The sequence below is a fragment of the Novosphingobium cyanobacteriorum genome, assembly GCF_029436685.1.
In the GTDB taxonomy this organism is placed as follows: domain Bacteria; phylum Pseudomonadota; class Alphaproteobacteria; order Sphingomonadales; family Sphingomonadaceae; genus Novosphingobium; species Novosphingobium cyanobacteriorum.
Genome location: NZ_JAROCY010000018.1, coordinates 1 through 15,317 on the forward strand (window position 1 = coordinate 1; position 15,317 = coordinate 15,317).

Sequence of the window (15,317 nt, forward strand, 5' to 3'; positions counted from 1 at the left end):
TGACGGCGCGCGACGGCATGCGCGGGCCCCTCCCATGGACTACCGGGATAACCGCCTGCCAGACCGATAGGGGGGTCAGTTTTACGCGCCGATCAGGGGGTCAACTTTGAACGCCGATTGACATTACATGAAGACCGAGCGCAGGCCGAACCTCGCGTTTCTGGCGCATCGCCTGGGCTATGGCGATCCCAGCGCTGTCTCTCGCTATGTGAGGCAGCGCCTTCACGTCAGTGCCCGTCAGCTGATGCGCCAGAGCAGGGGAATCAAGGTGTGAGGACCATCTTCAAGGCACCGGCTTCGCGTGCTTCGAACAGCCTGTAGGCTTCGGCACCTGCGCTCAATGCCAAACGGTGGCTGACATATTTTTCCGGCTTCAACCTCCCCGATTGGACAAGCGGAAAGAGCGCGGGCAATTCCTCGGCTACCGAACAAGTTCCCGCGCGGAACGTGAGACCGGCTGCGAAAAAGCGCTCCAGGGGAAAAGCGTAGCGGCGCGATTGCTGCACGCCGATAACGGAAACGGTGCCACGCGGCCGGACGAGACGCAGCGCAAGATCGACCGCTTCGTCCCTGCCGACAGCCTCGACCACACAATCGAGCTTGCGACCCTTGGTCGCCTCCTTGACGGCCTCGATTGCTGTTTCCGGGTGAAGGGCAATGGCGCCTGCCTGTTCCGCCAAGGCTCGGCGCTCCGGCACCGGATCGATCGCGAAGACCACGTGGGCGCCCATCACCAATGCACTGTCGACCGCCATCAGCCCAATCGGGCCGAGTCCGACGATCGCAACACTATTCCCCGGCATGACGCCTGCATTGCGTACGCCGAACCATGCCGTTGCGAGATTGTCGGTCAACAGCAAGGCCTGTTCGTCGGATATTCCCTCTGGGATCTTCACCGCATTGAAATCGGCCGCAGGCACCCGCACGGCTTCGGCTTGCGAGCCCTGCAGTTCGGCAGAAAGCCCGTAGCAGGCCGCCTTGCCCTGCTCGCATAGGTTCACTACCCCGGAAAGGCATTGGCGGCACGCGCCGCAACCGACCGACGCCGGGATCATCACCCGATCGCCGACCTTTAGCTGCGACACTGCACTGCCGGCCTCCACGACTTCGCCCACGGCTTCGTGGCCTACGCAGAAGCCCAGGTCATTCGAGAAACCGTGGCCGTGATAGATATGAAGGTCGCTGCCACAGATCGCACAGGCCTCCACCTTGATGATGGCATCGCCACGATCCTTCGGCGTTGGATCGTCCATGCTTTCATACCGGATTTCGCGGGGGCCGAAATAGCGCAGCGCCTTCATATCGGGTCTACCTCTCTCTCAACGGCGGTTGCTGGCGACGTACTCGGCAATCTTCTGCTTGCCGAGCTGAGACATATGGACCTCTTCAGGGCCATCGGTGATACGCACGTAACGGTTGAGCGTGAAAAAGTAGGCGACGGGCGTGTCATCGCAGACACCCATGCCGCCATGCACCTGGATCGCGCGATCCGAGACGGTCTGAGCCATGGTGGGAGCCACGACCTTGATCGCCGCGATGAGGTCTTTTGCCTGCTTGTTGCCGTAACGATCCATCGCGTCTGCAGCCTTGAGTGTGAGCAGTCTTGCCATCTCGACCTCGCAGAAGCTCTTCGCCACGTCTTGGCGGATGCTGCTCTGCTCAGCCAGCTTGCGGCCGAAGGCGACACGGCTGTCGGCACGCCGGGCCATATGCTCCAGCGCGCGTTGCGCCTGACCGATCGAACGCATGCAATGGTGAATGCGGCCGGGCCCCAGTCTGCCCTGAGCGATCTCGAACCCGCGGCCCTCGCCAAGGATCAGGTTCTCCTTCGGCACCCTTGCGTTCTCGAAGACCAGCTCGACTTCGCCGCCCGGTGAATTGGTTGAACCGAACACCGTCATATGGCGAACAACCCTGACACCCGGCGTATTGCGCGGGACAAGGATCTGGGAATGCTGGGCGTGACGAGGGGCGTTGAAGTCGGTCTTGCCCATGACGATCATGATCTCGCAACGCGGGTGCATGGCGTTGGAAATCCACCACTTTCGGCCATTTATCACGTATTCGTCGCCATCGGGGATGATCGAGAGTTCTAGGTTTGTCGCATCCGAGGAGGCGACTTGCGGCTCTGTCATCACGTAAGCTGATCGGATCTCGCCATTTAGCAATGGCTTCAGCCATTGCTCCTGCTGGGCAGGGGACCCGAATTTGGCCAGGACTTCCATATTGCCTGTGTCCGGCGCCGAGCAGTTGAAAACTTGGCTCGACCAAGGCACGCGACCCATCGCCTCTGCCAAAGGTGCGTATTCAAGATTGCTTAGGCCTGGCGAAAACGCGCCGTATTCATGCGGCAGGAAAAGGTTCCAAAGGCCTTGCGCGCGCGCCTTGACCTTCAGTTCCTCCATCACCGGCCATTCCTGCCAGAGATTGTTCTGATCGTTGACGAAGTCGTAATAGGCCTGCTCCTGCGGATAGACGTGCTCCTCCATGAAGGCCTCTACACGGTTCAGCAGGTCGACGACTTTTGCGCTGTATTCAAAGTTCATGAGATTACTGCCTTTTCAAAGGGTCAAGCCGCCGTCGACCACAAGTGTGTGGCCTGTGACATATGATGCGAGGGGTGAAGCTAGGAAGATCGCCGCACCTGCCATATCTTCGGGCGTTCCCATCCGCCGCTGCGGGACGCGGGCGAGTGCGCCTTCCAGGCGTGCCGGGTTCTGGGTGGTGATCTTGGTCAACTTGGTGTCAACAACACCGGGTGCCATCCCGTTCACTCGGATGCCATCTGAACCGAATGCTTGTCCCAATGTCTTCGTTAGGCTGATGGCGCCGGCTTTAGACGCGGCATAGGCCGGGTTGCCGATGTTCGCCTGAAAGCCTGAGACCGAGCTGACTATGATGATCGAGCCCTTAGTCTCGGCGAGTTGACCACGAAATCGGCGCGCGCAGTGCATCAGGCTGTCAAGGTTGACAGCCATAACTCGATCCCAGCCTGCTCGTTCGAATTCTCCGCGACGATAGACAACCGTACCTTGGCAAAGGACCAGTACGTCGAGTGTCGCGAAAGGCGAGGCGACCGCTTCTATTGCATCGGGATCGCCAACGTCCACACAACTGTAGCCTAGGCCGTCAAGGTCGGAACCGTCTTCGCGCTTGTATTCGCTGGCATCAGCGCGTGTACCCCAGACATGAACATCCGCACCTCGGATGCGGAAGCCATGCGCGATTCCGTTGCCAATTCCGCTCGAACCTCCAACGACCAGCACGCGTTTGCCGGTGAAGTCCGTATCACTCCTCATTTGCAATCCTTCTTGTCGATTCTGCGAAGTGCCCGAGCGAACAGGTCGATCGTCTGGGCGTGAAGCTGATTGCCAACCTCCATCCGGGCTTGGCCTGCACAAGCGCGGGCGAACGTGCCTTCGAGTATTATTCCAAGCTTGAAGCAGGCCAGCACCACATACCAATCGAGGTTCTCGAGGCTTCGCCCGGTAACATTTGCGTAATGATGGGTCAGTTCGTCGGGCGTGGCAAAGCCACTCCATGGCAACACGGCCACGTCGGTTGAAGCAGGCGTCTCACCCTCCGGCCAGGTTGCCAGCAACCAGCCTAGATCCAGCAAAGGATCGCCGATCGTGCTGAGCTCCCAATCGACGACCGCGGCGAGATCGCCGTTGTCTGGCCGGACCATGACATTCGCCAGATGGAAGTCACCGTGGATGATGCCAGGTGTGAATGAGGTCGGGCGGTTTTTCTCCAGCCACGAGGCTACTCGCTCTATTCCAGGGATATTGGCGGGACCCGGCCAGCAAGCCAGCTGCTGATAACTGACAAGCTGTGCTTTCCACCTTCCAACTTGTCGCTCCAGATAATTCTCAGGCTTGCCAAAACCGGTCAGGCCCGCGCCCTGCCAATCAATCGCCCCGAGTGCTGCAATGGCTTCTACCATCGCCAGACCAATGCGATGGCGCAGCTCGGGGCGACTGGTATGAAGCGCGGGCAACCCTTCGGCGGGATTGAACCCCTCGACCGGTTCCATGAGGTAGAACGCTGATCCGATGACGTCTTCACTCGCGCAGGCGGCGATCAGCCGCGGGTGCGGCACGCCGGAACCATCGAGCGCCTTGAGGACACGTGCTTCGCGTCGCATCGTCTCATTTGAATTATCTCGAAGCGCAAACGGAGGCCGTCGCAGAACGTAATTCTCGCCCATCCTGCGAAATCGCATGAGAATGTTCTGGGTGCCGCCAGACAGCATCCGAACGTCGTCGATCGGTCCCTTTCCCAGGCCCTGCGCGTCCATCCAGCCAGCCAGCCCAACGAGGTCGACATTCCCGATCATTCCACCTGACCTTTCTTATCCATATGGATAATGAGGTTTGACGGCGGCAGTTGTCAATGCCAAATACGACTGATGATGAATTCGAGTTCGCCGCACCGGGGTGGCGCAGCGGCGCATATGAAGGCTGTGGCCCTCAAACTCTTCGCCGAGCGGGGCATTGACGGGGTGACCGTGAGGCAAATTGCCGAGGCCGCCGGTCAGAAGAATCACAACGCGCTGACGTATTATTTTGGGTCAAAGGACGCCCTGATTCGTGAACTGATTGTCGATGGGGCGAGGGCTATTGATCAACGGCGCAAGGATTGGATCAACCTTCGGGCCCAAAGGGGCGGTCCCGCAACTGTCTTCGAAGTGGTTCAGGGGCTGGTCGTGACATCAATCGATCCCGATCCACCCGCCTGGGGGGAGTGTTACAATCGTTTCGTGGTTGGATTGCAGATGTCGAACCGCGCATTTTTTATGGAAGTGGTTGGCGGTGAGTGGAATACGGGATATGTAACGTTTCTTAACGAGATCAGACGTTTGATGCCTGATTTGCCGAGTGAGGTGCTGAACCAGCGCTTCGTGTTTCTGGGCTCGGCGCTTGGCGGCATTCTTGCTGCTCGCGAGGCAGAACTCGCGGACCGCACGCGCGAACACCCGATGTGGTCGAGTCCCGATACTCTCGACGCAGTAGCCCAAGCACTTACCGCCATCGTGGAAAACCGTAGTATCGGACAATGATCCCGATCGGTTCGGGTTGATTTACTGTCCAACCATGCACGTATTCGATGATGTTGGAGGGCTGCCGGTACGATAATGGATCGCCGCACCACCGTTCACCGAAGAGAATCTCGTCATGTCAGCCGACCGAGTGTTTCCGGATCGAAGGCAGGCAGGGGCGCACCCCGTCGGACCTTGTCGACCCATTCCGGATCGTGGAGGATCATTCGACCAACAGAGGCAATGTCGAACTCACCTGCCTCAAACCGCGCAAGTACGAGACTGAGGTTGTTGGCGGCATCAGCAGTGGCGGACATCGTGTCATACATGCCCTTGACTACGCCGATTCCCCCGACTGCGCCGGTCAGTTTGCCGGTCAGTTTCTTGGCCCACCCGGCCAGCGAAAGTTCGCCTTCGGTGGGGAAGGCCGGGGTGTTGAAGTAACGGACCGAGGCGTCGAACAAGTCCACCCCCGCATCGGCGAGTGGGCCAAGGATCGCCTCCAACACGCTGGGCGACTGTGCCAGCTTGGCCCGGAAATTCTGTTGCTTCCACTGGGAAAAACGGAAAATCAGCGGTCTATCCTCGCCCAGTTCGACGCGGCAGGCCTTTATCACCTCGACGGCGAACCGGGTGCGGGCAACGGCATCACCGCCCCACGGCGCGGGCCGTTGATTGGTCTCTGCCCAGAGAAACGCATCAATCAGGTAGCCATGCGCACCGTGCAGAGCGAGACCGTCGAACCCTGCTGCCACGGCATCGCGCGCCGCCCGGCCAAAGCCTGTGACCACGTCGGCGATCTCCTCGTCTGTGGGCACCGGCATTGGCGCAGCAGAAATGATTTTCGCTTTCTCGATATAGTAGTCAGCCGCAGTTGCCGGATCGCCATAGCGACCGGATGGCGAGAAGGCGTGGTTCACGCCATCGGGCATCCGCATCGGACCTTGGTGCCATATCTGCGCGAAAATGCTCCCACCCGCCGCATGGACACCGGCGGTAACATTGGCCCAGGCGGTGACCGTCTGCGGCCCATTGAAGACAGGAAGATTGGTTTCGCCGAGCCCGGTGTCACCTACAGCGGCCGGATGATCAGTGCCGATTGCCTCGGTGATGACGAGGCCCGTACCGCCTTCGGCGCGGCGGCGGTAATAGCTCGCAACGTCATCGCCGGGCAGGTTGTCAGGACAGAAGCCCCGGGTCATCGGCGCCATGGCGAAACGGTTGGAAAGGGTGACACCGCGAATGGCGAGCGGTTTGAACAGGGGTGACAAATCAACCGGCTGGATGGCTGCGGTAGCAGAGGTCATATATGAAATCCCAAAGTAATACAGGTGTTTGCAGTTACTTCCCGGTGAATCGGGGCGCCCTCTTGTCATAGAAGGCAGCTATGGCTTCGCGGTGGTCTTGCGTTGTCATCAGGACCGGCTGGAGACCGACTTCTTGGCGCAAGACCTCGTCCAGCCCATCGGCATAGATGGCCTTCATCATGGCGAGAGCCAGCGGCGGCTGGGCAGCGAGTTCAATGGCGATGGCCTTGGCTGCTGCAAGGGCGCCACCTTCGTCGGCCAACTCGTCAACCAATCCGATGCGCAGGGCCTCTTCGGGGGAGATCGCGCGTCCCAACATCGTCAACCGCTTGGCTTGGCCCAATCCGACTCGGCGCGGAATGGCCCAGAGGCCGGCAAGATCGGGGAACAGCCCGGCACTGACAAATGCGCAACGGGGGCGGGCGGTGCGGGCCATGACTGCTTGATCACACGCCGCAGCCAGCGAGACCCCGGCACCGACGCAATGCCCCTCGATGGCAGCGACAATCGGCGTGCGCCCAGCGACCATGGCCCGCATCAAGGTGGCGCTACCCTGTTCAAGACGGCCACGAGCGGCATAAACCGAGGTCTGAGGGAAGTCCTGGAAATCGCCGCCGGCGCAAAAGTGGCCGTCCGCACCGGTAAGAACGATCGCGCGGCAGTCGGGATCGTTGCCAAGACTGACGATGGCACTGGTCAGCGCATCGCGCATTGCGATCGACAGGGCATTGCGCCGGGCCGGGTTGTTAAGCGTGAGGATCGCCATCGGGCCTTCGCGCTCGATCAGGAGGGGACTGGCGGTCACCATCGGGGCGCCCGGTTTGGTGCGCGATGGTTGTCGAACCGGTCGGCATTATCGCCTGTGGTCAGCTTCAGGATTGACGGGGAGGCAAGGAATTCGTGCGGGAAGCCGAGATCCACGCGACCTGCCTGGTCGATCGCAGCCATGTGTTCTCTATCAAGGGTAATTTCGAGGCAGGCGAGATTGCTGCGCAACTGATCGACGCTGCTGGCACCCACGATTGGGAGGACACGGGGGTGGTGCCCCAACTGGCGAAGCCCGGCGAGCGCAACTTGGCTGGCCGAGTGGCCCGTCATTTCAGCAATCTGGCTGACCACGGTGGCCACGGCCTGAACCTGCGGGCTTGCATTGGCGGCGCGCAGGGCGTTGCGTGGTCCGCTGCCCCCGACCAGCGCGCCGCCCGCCAGTGGAGCCCACGCGACCACGCCAAGATCGAGTTCGGCTGCCATAGGAAGGAGATCGCGCTCAGGCGTGCGCCTGGCGAGGCTGTATTCCACTTGGATCCCTATGAATGGTGCCCAGCCACGCATGTCAGCCAGCATGTTTGCCCGCGAAATCTGCCACGCGGGGACGTCAGAGGCGGCGACGTAGACCACCTTGCCGGAACTCACGAGATCGTCGAATCCGCGCATGATCTCGTCCAGCGGCGTGGTGAAGTCCCACATGTGGATGTAGAATAGATCGATATAATCGGTGCCGAGACGCTTCAGGCTGTCCTCGACACTACGGATCATGGTGCGGCGGCTGTTGCCGGCCTTGAGTATGTCTGTGCCGAGACTTGGGGTGTATTTGGTCGCGACGACAAAATGGTCTCGGTCGGCACGGATGAATTCGCCTACCGCCCGCTCGCTTTGCCCGTCCCCGTAGATATGAGCCGTATCGAGGAAGTTACCGCCCGCCGCGGCGTAGGTTTCCATGATCGCATAGCTTGCGGCAGGTTCGATGCCCCAGCCCTCAAAGCCGAAGTTCATTGTGCCAAGGCACAACTCTGACACCCGAAGGCCAGATCGCCCGAACAGACCGTATCGCATTGTACCTACGTCCTTTGGCCGTAACCGTGACACGGTTCTGCCACCTCAGAACGGGCAAGGCGAGGCGCTGGCGGCATCTGCGTACCGTCATCGCGGGTGTGATAGGGTCAACGAGGGAGTAGCGTTTCCGCGATCACCTGGACGATTTCACCAAGCAGGTTGAAAAGGAACCAGGCTAGGCCCGCCAAGATCACGCCCGGCGCAAGCAGAATCGGAGCAGTCAGAACATCCGCTGCCGCGGCAAAAAGCAGGAAGACAAGAACTCCGGCACCGATTGCCAGAGGGGATTTGCGCTTCACCACAAAGTCGATCATCGGGTAAGTCTGCATTGGGCCTCCGTTGGCACTCAGGAGAGCGCCGCAGCTATTTCCATCCGGCCCTGCCTTGCCGATGGCGTCGGTGAAAGATGGCGCCGGAAAGCCCCGTTCAGACTTTCGAGCACGTCCTTATGCCGCGACTCTCGTTCCGCCACGGGCAGGATCACGCCGATTGCCAAGGGATCAGGCTGCGCGAATGGTACGTTTCTCGCAAGCATCAATTGCCCATCGCGGGTCGGTGCAAGTGCGTAGCCGCGCTGGCGGATTACATTGAGCTTTTCGATGTAGGCGCTTGCGACAACCACCTCACCGGGTTCGGCATCGGCGTTCAGTCGGTGAAGCAGTCTGCGGACTTCGGTATCAGTCATTGCCCCGAGCAAGGCTTGACCGAGCGCTGAATGAAGCATCGGGCCGGGGCTGCGCTCTCGCACAGGGTGAGTGCATCCTGCCATATGGACATGATGCAATACGCCGCGCTGGGCCATGCCGACGATGACAACTGCTCCGGTTTCTTCGTGCACGTCCTCCACCAGATCGAGGATTGCACCACGCCGGAAAACGTCAGCGCCGACTCCACTGCCAATCGCCGCCACTCTGACGGTGGGTCGGAAGGTGCGTCGATGGCGATCATGATTGAGATAGCCCAAAGTAACCAGGCTGCTTAGCAGTTCCGAAGTGCTGGACTGCGGATAGTCCAACGCACGGGCCATTTCCATAACGGTTGCTTCAGTCGGGCCGCTGCTGAAATACTCCAGTACTTCGAGAACGCGGCGTGCCGATTTGACGCTTTTGCCTTCCAGCCCTCTGGTCATGTCGTCGCCCTTTCGATCGCTCGGTGGACGACGGTCGCTCCCCCTTGCGACCGTCCTGTTTAATGGTAGGACCAAAAAAACCGGTCACGCGCAAGAGGTAAATGTGGGAAATTCACCCATGCGATGCAGATCGGCTCTGAACGGGATCAATTTCCGGTAAACTGGGGCGGGCGCTTCTCCAAGAAGGCCATCACGGCTTCGCGGTGGTCGTCGGACATGGCCGAGATCGCCTCGAAGAAGACGCTGGCATCGACCATGCCTTCGAACTGTCGGCGCAGGGGCAAGTTGATTGCCTGCTTGGTCAGGTTGATCGCCACTGTTGCTCCCTTGGCCAAGCGTTCTGCCATGCCATAGGCAATATCGTCGAGGTCGGCCATTGGCACTGCCTGGTTGATCAGACCAAGTTCGGCTGCGTCGCGGGCAAGGATCGGATCGCCGGTCAGCAGGTATTCGCGCGCGCGCATATAGCCGATCAGCTGTGGCCAGATCAGCGCGCCGCCATCCCCCGCGGCGTAGCCTACTGCCACGTGAGGATCTGCGATGCGGGCCGTTTCTACTGCGTAACACAAATCGGAAAACAGTGCGATCGTAGCACCAAGGCCGATGGCATGACCGTTCAGCCGGGTTATGAGCGGCTTTTCCAGACGGAGCAAGGCGTTGAGCAGGCGGCGAGCCTCCACGAAAGCTTCAAGCGTTTGCCGCGGCTGATCAAGCAGGTCCCGCATGTGCTGGATATCGCCTCCAGCGGAGAATGCCTTCTCGCCGGCACCGGTGAGAAGAATTACTTTGGTCTGCTTGTCATGGTTTACATCTTCGAGCAGTCGCCGAAGCTGGTCATGCATCGGATCATCAAAGGCGTTGGTAGGCGGATTATCCAGCGTGACCACGAGTATGCCGTCGGTCCGCCGCTCAACTTTAACATTCTCGCAGTAGTCGTACATGGGATCCTCCCGATGAAGCCTTCGTGACACGGTAGAAGAGCAGGCCTTGGGCTGGCCAGCGAGGATGCACGCTCAGCCTTTGATATCGGCAATGCGTTGGGCTCAGACCCCGGCGCCGCGAACGATATCGATAATTCGTCTGGCTTCCGCAGTGTCAGGGACCAGGTCGGATCGCCAAGCAACGTGGCCGTCGGGTCTGACTAGAATCAAGCGCCTTTCATAAGCATCTGCCACCTCATCATTGATGAGATCGACCGTGCGCAGAGGAACCCCGGCGGCATGAGCCGCAAACTCCAGCACCGTGACATCGGCAAGCGAACGATCGTTTGCCCTGCCGATGCGCAATAGGACGAAGTCCAAATCGAATAAGTCGATGGTTGACTTATCCTCGCCCATCCAGACGTGCGGAGCGCGGGCGCCGGGGCGCGCTGTCTGGGTATAGGTGGTCACTTCCAGTGGTGGGGGTGGGGTGCCGTCGGGAATTATGATTGGCGAATTGTCGTAGCGATATCCCATGGTGATGCCGAGGGTGAACCATTCGGGCTTCATCGTCTCGGTATACATTTCACCATAGGCCTTGCGCGCCGCATCGCCTGCAGGACCATGTTCGAACATCTCTTGCGGGGGCAATTGCTTGCGAGTGGACAGCATTCGACCGAGGTTGACGGCAGCCTCGGTTACATTGCGCTTGGCCACGGGCTGGCGTTCTGCCTCGTAGGAGGGAAGCAGGGCAGGGCCGCCCCAGCCCTGGATCACCGCAGCGAGCTTCCACGCGAGGTCAGCCGCTTCCTGGATCCCGGTGGTCATGCCGAAGCCGCCGGTGGGCGAAAGCTGGTGCGCGGAATCGCCGCAGAGCCACACGCGGCCCCGGCCATAGCTGTCAGCCGTCAGCTCGCGCCGGCTCCATTGCATCGACGAGATGATCTCGAAGCTGAAATCCCGGCCCACGGCGCGGCGGATGCCATCGGCGGCCTCGGCCTCGGTCAGGGCGGGCTTGTCGGCGGAACCGACGAAGGAGAAGCGCCAGGTATTGCGACCGTCGATGCAGACGATCGTCGCCCAGGTGCCCTCGGGGCCGATGAAGATGTAGCGGTAGGCATGGGGGGCGATCTCGATCAGCGGGCCGAGTTCGTCCGAACGGAAGATGATGTTGGTGGTGTTGGTGAGCAAGGCGTTGCCGCTGAGCGTGATGCCGAGCTTTGTCCGCACCGGGCTGGCCCCGCCATCGCAACCGAGCATGTAGTCGGCCCGGACCTGCCACGTTTCGCCCGAAACAAGATTGCGGACCGTGGCGAGGACGCCGCTATCGGTCTCCTCGAAATCAACCAGTTCGGTGCTGTGGAACAGCCGCGCATTGCCGGTGGCCAGCGCAAATTCGCGCAGCACGGGATCGAAGAAGTTCTGCGGGCAGCGCTCCTTGTGTTCCGGGCTCTGCGGCTCGGGCGGGGAGGCGGCATTGGTGGGAAAGGGCTCGCGCCCAAGTTCCCAGCCGCCGGTCAGCGCCGTGACCCAAGCATAGTCCTGTGAATGGTCGCGGTTGAAACCGGCGGCATGGACCTTGTCCTTCAGCCCCCAGCGGCGGACTATCTCCATGGTCCGCGCGTGGAGCAGGTCCATCTTGGGCTGGAGGATATCGGTCCCATCCTGCCGTTCGATCAGCACGGAGACGATGCCCCTCCGGCCAAGGTCGCCGGCCAGGGCAAGCCCGATCGGGCCGCCACCGATGATCAGGACAGGCGTTTCCAAAGGGGTCTTCATGCAGATGTCTTTCGCCAGCTGTCCGCGGGGGTTCAGGCAGGAGTTTCGCTGCGAAGCAGGCCCAAGGCCCTGAGCATGGGTTCATCGCTGACCCGCAGCAGGGTGGCTTCACCGCGCGCGATCCAGTCGGCCGGGGTCCAGGCGGGCACGACCAGCACGTCCCCCCGCGCGAACGGGAAGCTTCGGCCTTCGGCGGTCAGTTCGCCGCTCCCTTCGAGCACGGCGTAGATCGCGTTCATCGTGGTGCGCGGATCGTGCAGCACGGACCCTGCGGACAGGTGGCGCAGGGCAAGGCCGATCGTGGTCATGTGCGGCGGGCCGAGTTCCAGCCAGCGCTCGCCCTGGCGGGTTTCGGCGGCGGCACGCACTGCCGGGCCGGTTTGCGAAAAGGCGAAGCGGTAGGGCGATTCCGGGTTCGGTTCGCCCGCAGGCTCGATCCAGTCCGGGTACTGTTCGAAGAACATCGGTTCGATCAGGTGGATGAACGGTACGTCGAGGAAGTCGATCCAGAAGGCATCGGCGCTGGCGCCGTTGTCATGCCCGTGCCAAGCCCAGTTCGGGGTCAGCAGGACATCGCCCGGCTCCATCGGCACGCGCACGCCATCGACGATGGTGCAAGCGCCGGGTGCCGCATCGAGCACAAGGCGCAGGGCATTGGGCGAGTGGCGATGGCTGCGCGCGGTCTCTCCGGCAAGGACCAGTTGGTAGGCCGCGACGAGGGTGCGCGCGGTTGCGTAGTCGTTGCCCTCGTGCGGGTTGACAAGGATCAGGTTGCGCCGCTCCGACATGTGCGTGTCGACATAGCGGGCCGCGGAATCGAGCGCGGAACGGGTTTCCGCCGCACGCCAGTGCGCGGGGACGAACACCTTATGCGGCTGCGGATAGACCGAAGGCTTGGGCTTGGCCCAGCCCGGCCCGACTCCTGCCTGAGGCAGCAGCGCGTTCACCGCGTCGAGATCGGGCGCGGCAGCGAAGGCGGAGGGGAGGTCGGCGACCGGTGCCGTCGTCACGGGGCAACGACCTTGAGGTTCATCTCGCCAACGTGGTCGACCACGATGCGGACATGGTCCCCGGCCTGGACCGGGCCGACGCCCTCGGGCGTGCCGGTGGCGATGATGTCGCCCGGCATCAGGGTGGCGGCTTCAGAGGCCATCGCGATCATGCCGGGAATGTCGAGCAGGAGATCGCGGGTATTGGCGGACTGGCGCAGTTCGCCGTTGACCCACAGGTTGAGGTCGAGCGCGTGGACGTTCGGCACTTCATCGGCGGTGGTGATCCACGGGCCATTGGGGCAGAAGCTGTCCCACGACTTGCGCCAGACGCGTTCTTCCGGGCCACGAATTACCATGTCGATCAGGCAGGTGTAGCCGAAGATGTATTCGGCATAGTCCTCACGCGTGATATGGCGGCCGCGCTTGCCGATGATGATGCCCAGCTCGCACTCGTGGTGAACCTCGCGGCCTTTGACCGTGGGCATGACGATCGGGTCGTTCGGGCCGCTCAGGCTGGAATTGGCCTTGAGGAAGAAGCGGTTCTTGTCGGCCCGGTTCTGCGAGTTCATTTCCTCGCGGTGCTTTTCATAATTGGCCGGGTAGCAGATCAGCTTGTTCGGCCATTCCACCGGAGTCAGCAGCTTTTCCGGCGCGGGATCGATCCGGCGCACGGCGGGATCGGCCAGCACCTGCTGGAGCGTGCGTTCACCAAGACTGGCGATGAAGCTGACCATCTGGGTCGGCGGCCAAGCGGCGGGATTGGTGTCGAGCGCATCGGTCACGTCGTGCCAGACGTCATCCGCGATCACGCCGATGCGATTGCCTTCAAGGCGGAACAGCTTCATCGGAACATCCCCCTCAGGCGGCCAGGTCGCCGGTGATGTGTTCGGCTGCGCGCAGGGCCGTCGCTGCGGTCTTGGCGAGGCCGCCGACATAGCCGGTGCGATCGCCGCCCTCGATCCCGCCGGTCGACGTGCCGACCGCATAGAGGCCGGGGATCACTGCGCCGCCGGTGTCGAGCACGCGGCACAGCCCGTCGATGCGCAGGCCGCCCATGGTATAGGTGATCCCGGCGCAGGCGGGACCGGCGTAGAACGGACCCTGCGTGATCTTCCAGGGCTTGTAGCGGAAGGTGGCGCGGGGCGGATCGAGCTGCTCGGTCGTCCCGGCGTCCACCGCAGCGTTGTAGGCATTGACGGTGGCCATCAGGGTTTCCGCTGGTATGCTGATCTTTTCGGCCAGCTGTTCCAGCGTATCGGCGCGTTCGATCGGGCCGCCGTTCGCCTCCATGTGCGGGTTGGCCGGGAAAGAGCGGGCCTTGCCGCCTTCTTCCCAGATCGCCTGGTCAAAGATCACCCAGGTCGAGAGCGGATCGTCGAGCGCGGCAATGCGATTGGCAATGTGCGGACCGCCAAAGCCTTCGTCGCAGAAGCGCTTGCCATCGTCGCCGACGATGATCGCATTGGTGCAGATGTCATCGTACCACGGGTAGGGCCAGAGGTTGTCGTTGGTCATCGCATTGCGATGCATGACGTGGCCATAGAAGCCGTCCATCCGCTCTGACAGGGCGGCGCCGATGGCCTGGGCCATGCGGATGCCGTCGCCTGCGCCCTTGCGGGTGTTGCGCTGGAGCACCTTGTCGGGCGCCGGGGTGATGTACTTGCGCAGCATCTCCGGATCGGCAGGGAAGCCGCCATCGGCGACGACGACATTGGCGGCATGAACGGTGAACGGGCCGTCGGAATCGGTACCTTCCAGCCCGGTGATCGCGCCGCCGGCATCGCGGGTGATGGCCGTCACGTGGTGGCCGCGCGCGATATTGCCTCCAGCCTTGGTCAGTTCGCTTTCCAGCGTGCGCATCAGCACGTCGCCGGCGCGGCCTTCCCATTGCAGGCCGACGCGGATCAGCGCTGGCGGGGTCAGTACATAGTTGTGATGAGGCTCGGGGCTGCCGCGCATGAAGCGCACGCCGTGGTTTTGAAGATACTTCACCGCACGGCGCGCATCGCGCGAGACGGCGCGGGTCTGTTCCGGTTCGGCCATGCCGCCCGTGATCGTTGTGATCTTCTCTACCAGCGCGTCTTCGTCAGCCGTGATGTCGGTCAGCGCAAGGTGGAACACGCCCGCGCAGACGCGGGTGTTGTTGACATAGCGGTCTTCGCCCGATTTCTCGAACACCACGACCTTCCGCCCGCCCTCGGCCACCCGCAAGGCCGCAGTCAGACCGCCCAGCCCGCCGCCGATTACTGCAACATCACATTCGACAAGACGCATGATTCACTCCTTGGCGTGCAGCTATAGCCGCTGCCTCGGAGT

15 protein-coding genes are annotated in these 15,317 nt (G+C 61.8%); 1 reads left to right on the top strand and 14 read right to left on the bottom strand.

Annotated features, from left to right (window positions below; translation table 11 throughout):
- Positions 1–263 precede the first annotated feature (263 nt).
- Genes POM99_RS16930 through POM99_RS16945 form a run of 4 tightly spaced genes read right to left on the bottom strand, consistent with a single transcriptional unit; the run spans position 264 to position 4,339 of the window.
- Positions 264–1,301, bottom strand: a complete 1,038-nt coding sequence (locus tag POM99_RS16930; RefSeq protein ID WP_277279664.1) for an alcohol dehydrogenase family protein — start codon at positions 1,299–1,301, stop codon at positions 264–266.
- Positions 1,302–1,319: 18 nt separating this feature from the next.
- On the bottom strand, positions 1,320–2,546 hold the full coding sequence (locus POM99_RS16935; RefSeq protein ID WP_277279665.1) for an acyl-CoA dehydrogenase family protein: 1,227 nt from the start codon (positions 2,544–2,546) through the stop codon (positions 1,320–1,322).
- Between the two features lie 15 nt (positions 2,547–2,561).
- The gene (locus POM99_RS16940) at positions 2,562–3,299 is read right to left on the bottom strand and encodes an SDR family NAD(P)-dependent oxidoreductase (RefSeq protein WP_277279666.1); all 738 of its coding nucleotides are present in this window, start codon (positions 3,297–3,299) and stop codon (positions 2,562–2,564) included.
- Positions 3,296–4,339 (bottom strand): phosphotransferase family protein, encoded by a 1,044-nt coding sequence (locus tag POM99_RS16945; protein WP_277279667.1) that lies wholly within the window; start codon positions 4,337–4,339, stop codon positions 3,296–3,298. Before POM99_RS16945 ends, POM99_RS16940 begins: the two co-directional genes overlap by 4 nt.
- Before the next feature lie 72 nt (positions 4,340–4,411).
- On the opposite strand from POM99_RS16945, the gene POM99_RS16950 reads away from it, so the two are divergent.
- On the top strand, positions 4,412–5,062 hold the full coding sequence (locus POM99_RS16950; RefSeq protein ID WP_277279668.1) for a helix-turn-helix domain-containing protein: 651 nt from the start codon (positions 4,412–4,414) through the stop codon (positions 5,060–5,062).
- A gap of 113 nt (positions 5,063–5,175) precedes the next feature.
- Here the strand turns inward: POM99_RS16950 and POM99_RS16955 are convergent, their stop codons facing one another.
- From POM99_RS16955 to POM99_RS17000, 10 genes are all read right to left on the bottom strand, one after another.
- Positions 5,176–6,417, bottom strand: coding sequence for an oxidoreductase (locus tag POM99_RS16955; RefSeq protein ID WP_277279669.1), 1,242 nt, complete (start codon positions 6,415–6,417; stop codon positions 5,176–5,178).
- Positions 6,383–7,114, bottom strand: coding sequence for an enoyl-CoA hydratase/isomerase family protein (locus POM99_RS16960; RefSeq protein WP_277279670.1), 732 nt, complete (start codon positions 7,112–7,114; stop codon positions 6,383–6,385). Before POM99_RS16960 ends, POM99_RS16955 begins: the two co-directional genes overlap by 35 nt.
- 35 nt (positions 7,115–7,149) lie before the next feature.
- Positions 7,150–8,181, bottom strand: a complete 1,032-nt coding sequence (locus tag POM99_RS16965; RefSeq protein ID WP_277279671.1) for an aldo/keto reductase — start codon at positions 8,179–8,181, stop codon at positions 7,150–7,152.
- Between the two features lie 107 nt (positions 8,182–8,288).
- Positions 8,289–8,510: a hypothetical protein gene (locus POM99_RS16970; RefSeq protein WP_277279672.1), complete on the bottom strand. Its 222-nt coding sequence runs from the start codon at positions 8,508–8,510 to the stop codon at positions 8,289–8,291.
- A 17-nt stretch (positions 8,511–8,527) separates the two neighbouring features.
- The gene (locus POM99_RS16975) at positions 8,528–9,310 is read right to left on the bottom strand and encodes a helix-turn-helix domain-containing protein (RefSeq protein WP_277279673.1); all 783 of its coding nucleotides are present in this window, start codon (positions 9,308–9,310) and stop codon (positions 8,528–8,530) included.
- Between the two features lie 146 nt (positions 9,311–9,456).
- A complete protein-coding gene (locus POM99_RS16980; protein WP_277279674.1) occupies positions 9,457–10,251 on the bottom strand; it encodes an enoyl-CoA hydratase/isomerase family protein in 795 nt (264 codons plus the stop codon).
- A gap of 102 nt (positions 10,252–10,353) precedes the next feature.
- Entirely contained in the window at positions 10,354–12,009 is a 1,656-nt protein-coding gene (locus POM99_RS16985; RefSeq protein WP_277279675.1) for an FAD-dependent monooxygenase, read from the bottom strand.
- A gap of 32 nt (positions 12,010–12,041) precedes the next feature.
- The gene (locus POM99_RS16990) at positions 12,042–13,019 is read right to left on the bottom strand and encodes a cupin domain-containing protein (RefSeq protein ID WP_277279676.1); all 978 of its coding nucleotides are present in this window, start codon (positions 13,017–13,019) and stop codon (positions 12,042–12,044) included.
- Complete coding sequence (locus POM99_RS16995; protein ID WP_277279677.1) at positions 13,016–13,846, bottom strand: fumarylacetoacetate hydrolase family protein; 831 nt, start codon at positions 13,844–13,846, stop codon at positions 13,016–13,018. Before POM99_RS16995 ends, POM99_RS16990 begins: the two co-directional genes overlap by 4 nt.
- A gap of 13 nt (positions 13,847–13,859) precedes the next feature.
- The gene (locus POM99_RS17000; RefSeq protein ID WP_277279678.1) at positions 13,860–15,275 is read right to left on the bottom strand and encodes an FAD-dependent oxidoreductase; all 1,416 of its coding nucleotides are present in this window, start codon (positions 15,273–15,275) and stop codon (positions 13,860–13,862) included.
- Positions 15,276–15,317: the final 42 nt, after the last annotated feature.

Excerpts from the sequence above, each read along its gene's own strand:
- POM99_RS16955 (WP_277279669.1), bottom strand. The coding sequence starts at position 6,417 with ATGACAAGAGGGCGCCCCGATTCACCGGGAAGTAACTGCAAACACCTG.
- POM99_RS17000 (WP_277279678.1), bottom strand. The coding sequence starts at position 15,275 with ATGCGTCTTGTCGAATGTGATGTTGCAGTAATCGGCGGCGGGCTGGGC.
- POM99_RS16935 (WP_277279665.1), bottom strand. The coding sequence starts at position 2,546 with ATGAACTTTGAATACAGCGCAAAAGTCGTCGACCTGCTGAACCGTGTA.
- POM99_RS16975 (WP_277279673.1), bottom strand. The coding sequence starts at position 9,310 with ATGACCAGAGGGCTGGAAGGCAAAAGCGTCAAATCGGCACGCCGCGTT.
- POM99_RS16965 (WP_277279671.1), bottom strand. The coding sequence starts at position 8,181 with ATGCGATACGGTCTGTTCGGGCGATCTGGCCTTCGGGTGTCAGAGTTG.
- POM99_RS16980 (WP_277279674.1), bottom strand. The coding sequence starts at position 10,251 with ATGTACGACTACTGCGAGAATGTTAAAGTTGAGCGGCGGACCGACGGC.
- POM99_RS16950 (WP_277279668.1), top strand. The coding sequence starts at position 4,412 with ATGATGAATTCGAGTTCGCCGCACCGGGGTGGCGCAGCGGCGCATATG.
- POM99_RS16970 (WP_277279672.1), bottom strand. The coding sequence starts at position 8,510 with ATGCAGACTTACCCGATGATCGACTTTGTGGTGAAGCGCAAATCCCCT.
- POM99_RS16995 (WP_277279677.1), bottom strand. The coding sequence starts at position 13,846 with ATGAAGCTGTTCCGCCTTGAAGGCAATCGCATCGGCGTGATCGCGGAT.
- POM99_RS16985 (WP_277279675.1), bottom strand. The coding sequence starts at position 12,009 with ATGAAGACCCCTTTGGAAACGCCTGTCCTGATCATCGGTGGCGGCCCG.
- POM99_RS16945 (WP_277279667.1), bottom strand. The coding sequence starts at position 4,339 with ATGATCGGGAATGTCGACCTCGTTGGGCTGGCTGGCTGGATGGACGCG.
- POM99_RS16940 (WP_277279666.1), bottom strand. The coding sequence starts at position 3,299 with ATGAGGAGTGATACGGACTTCACCGGCAAACGCGTGCTGGTCGTTGGA.
- POM99_RS16960 (WP_277279670.1), bottom strand. The coding sequence starts at position 7,114 with ATGGCGATCCTCACGCTTAACAACCCGGCCCGGCGCAATGCCCTGTCG.
- POM99_RS16930 (WP_277279664.1), bottom strand. The coding sequence starts at position 1,301 with ATGAAGGCGCTGCGCTATTTCGGCCCCCGCGAAATCCGGTATGAAAGC.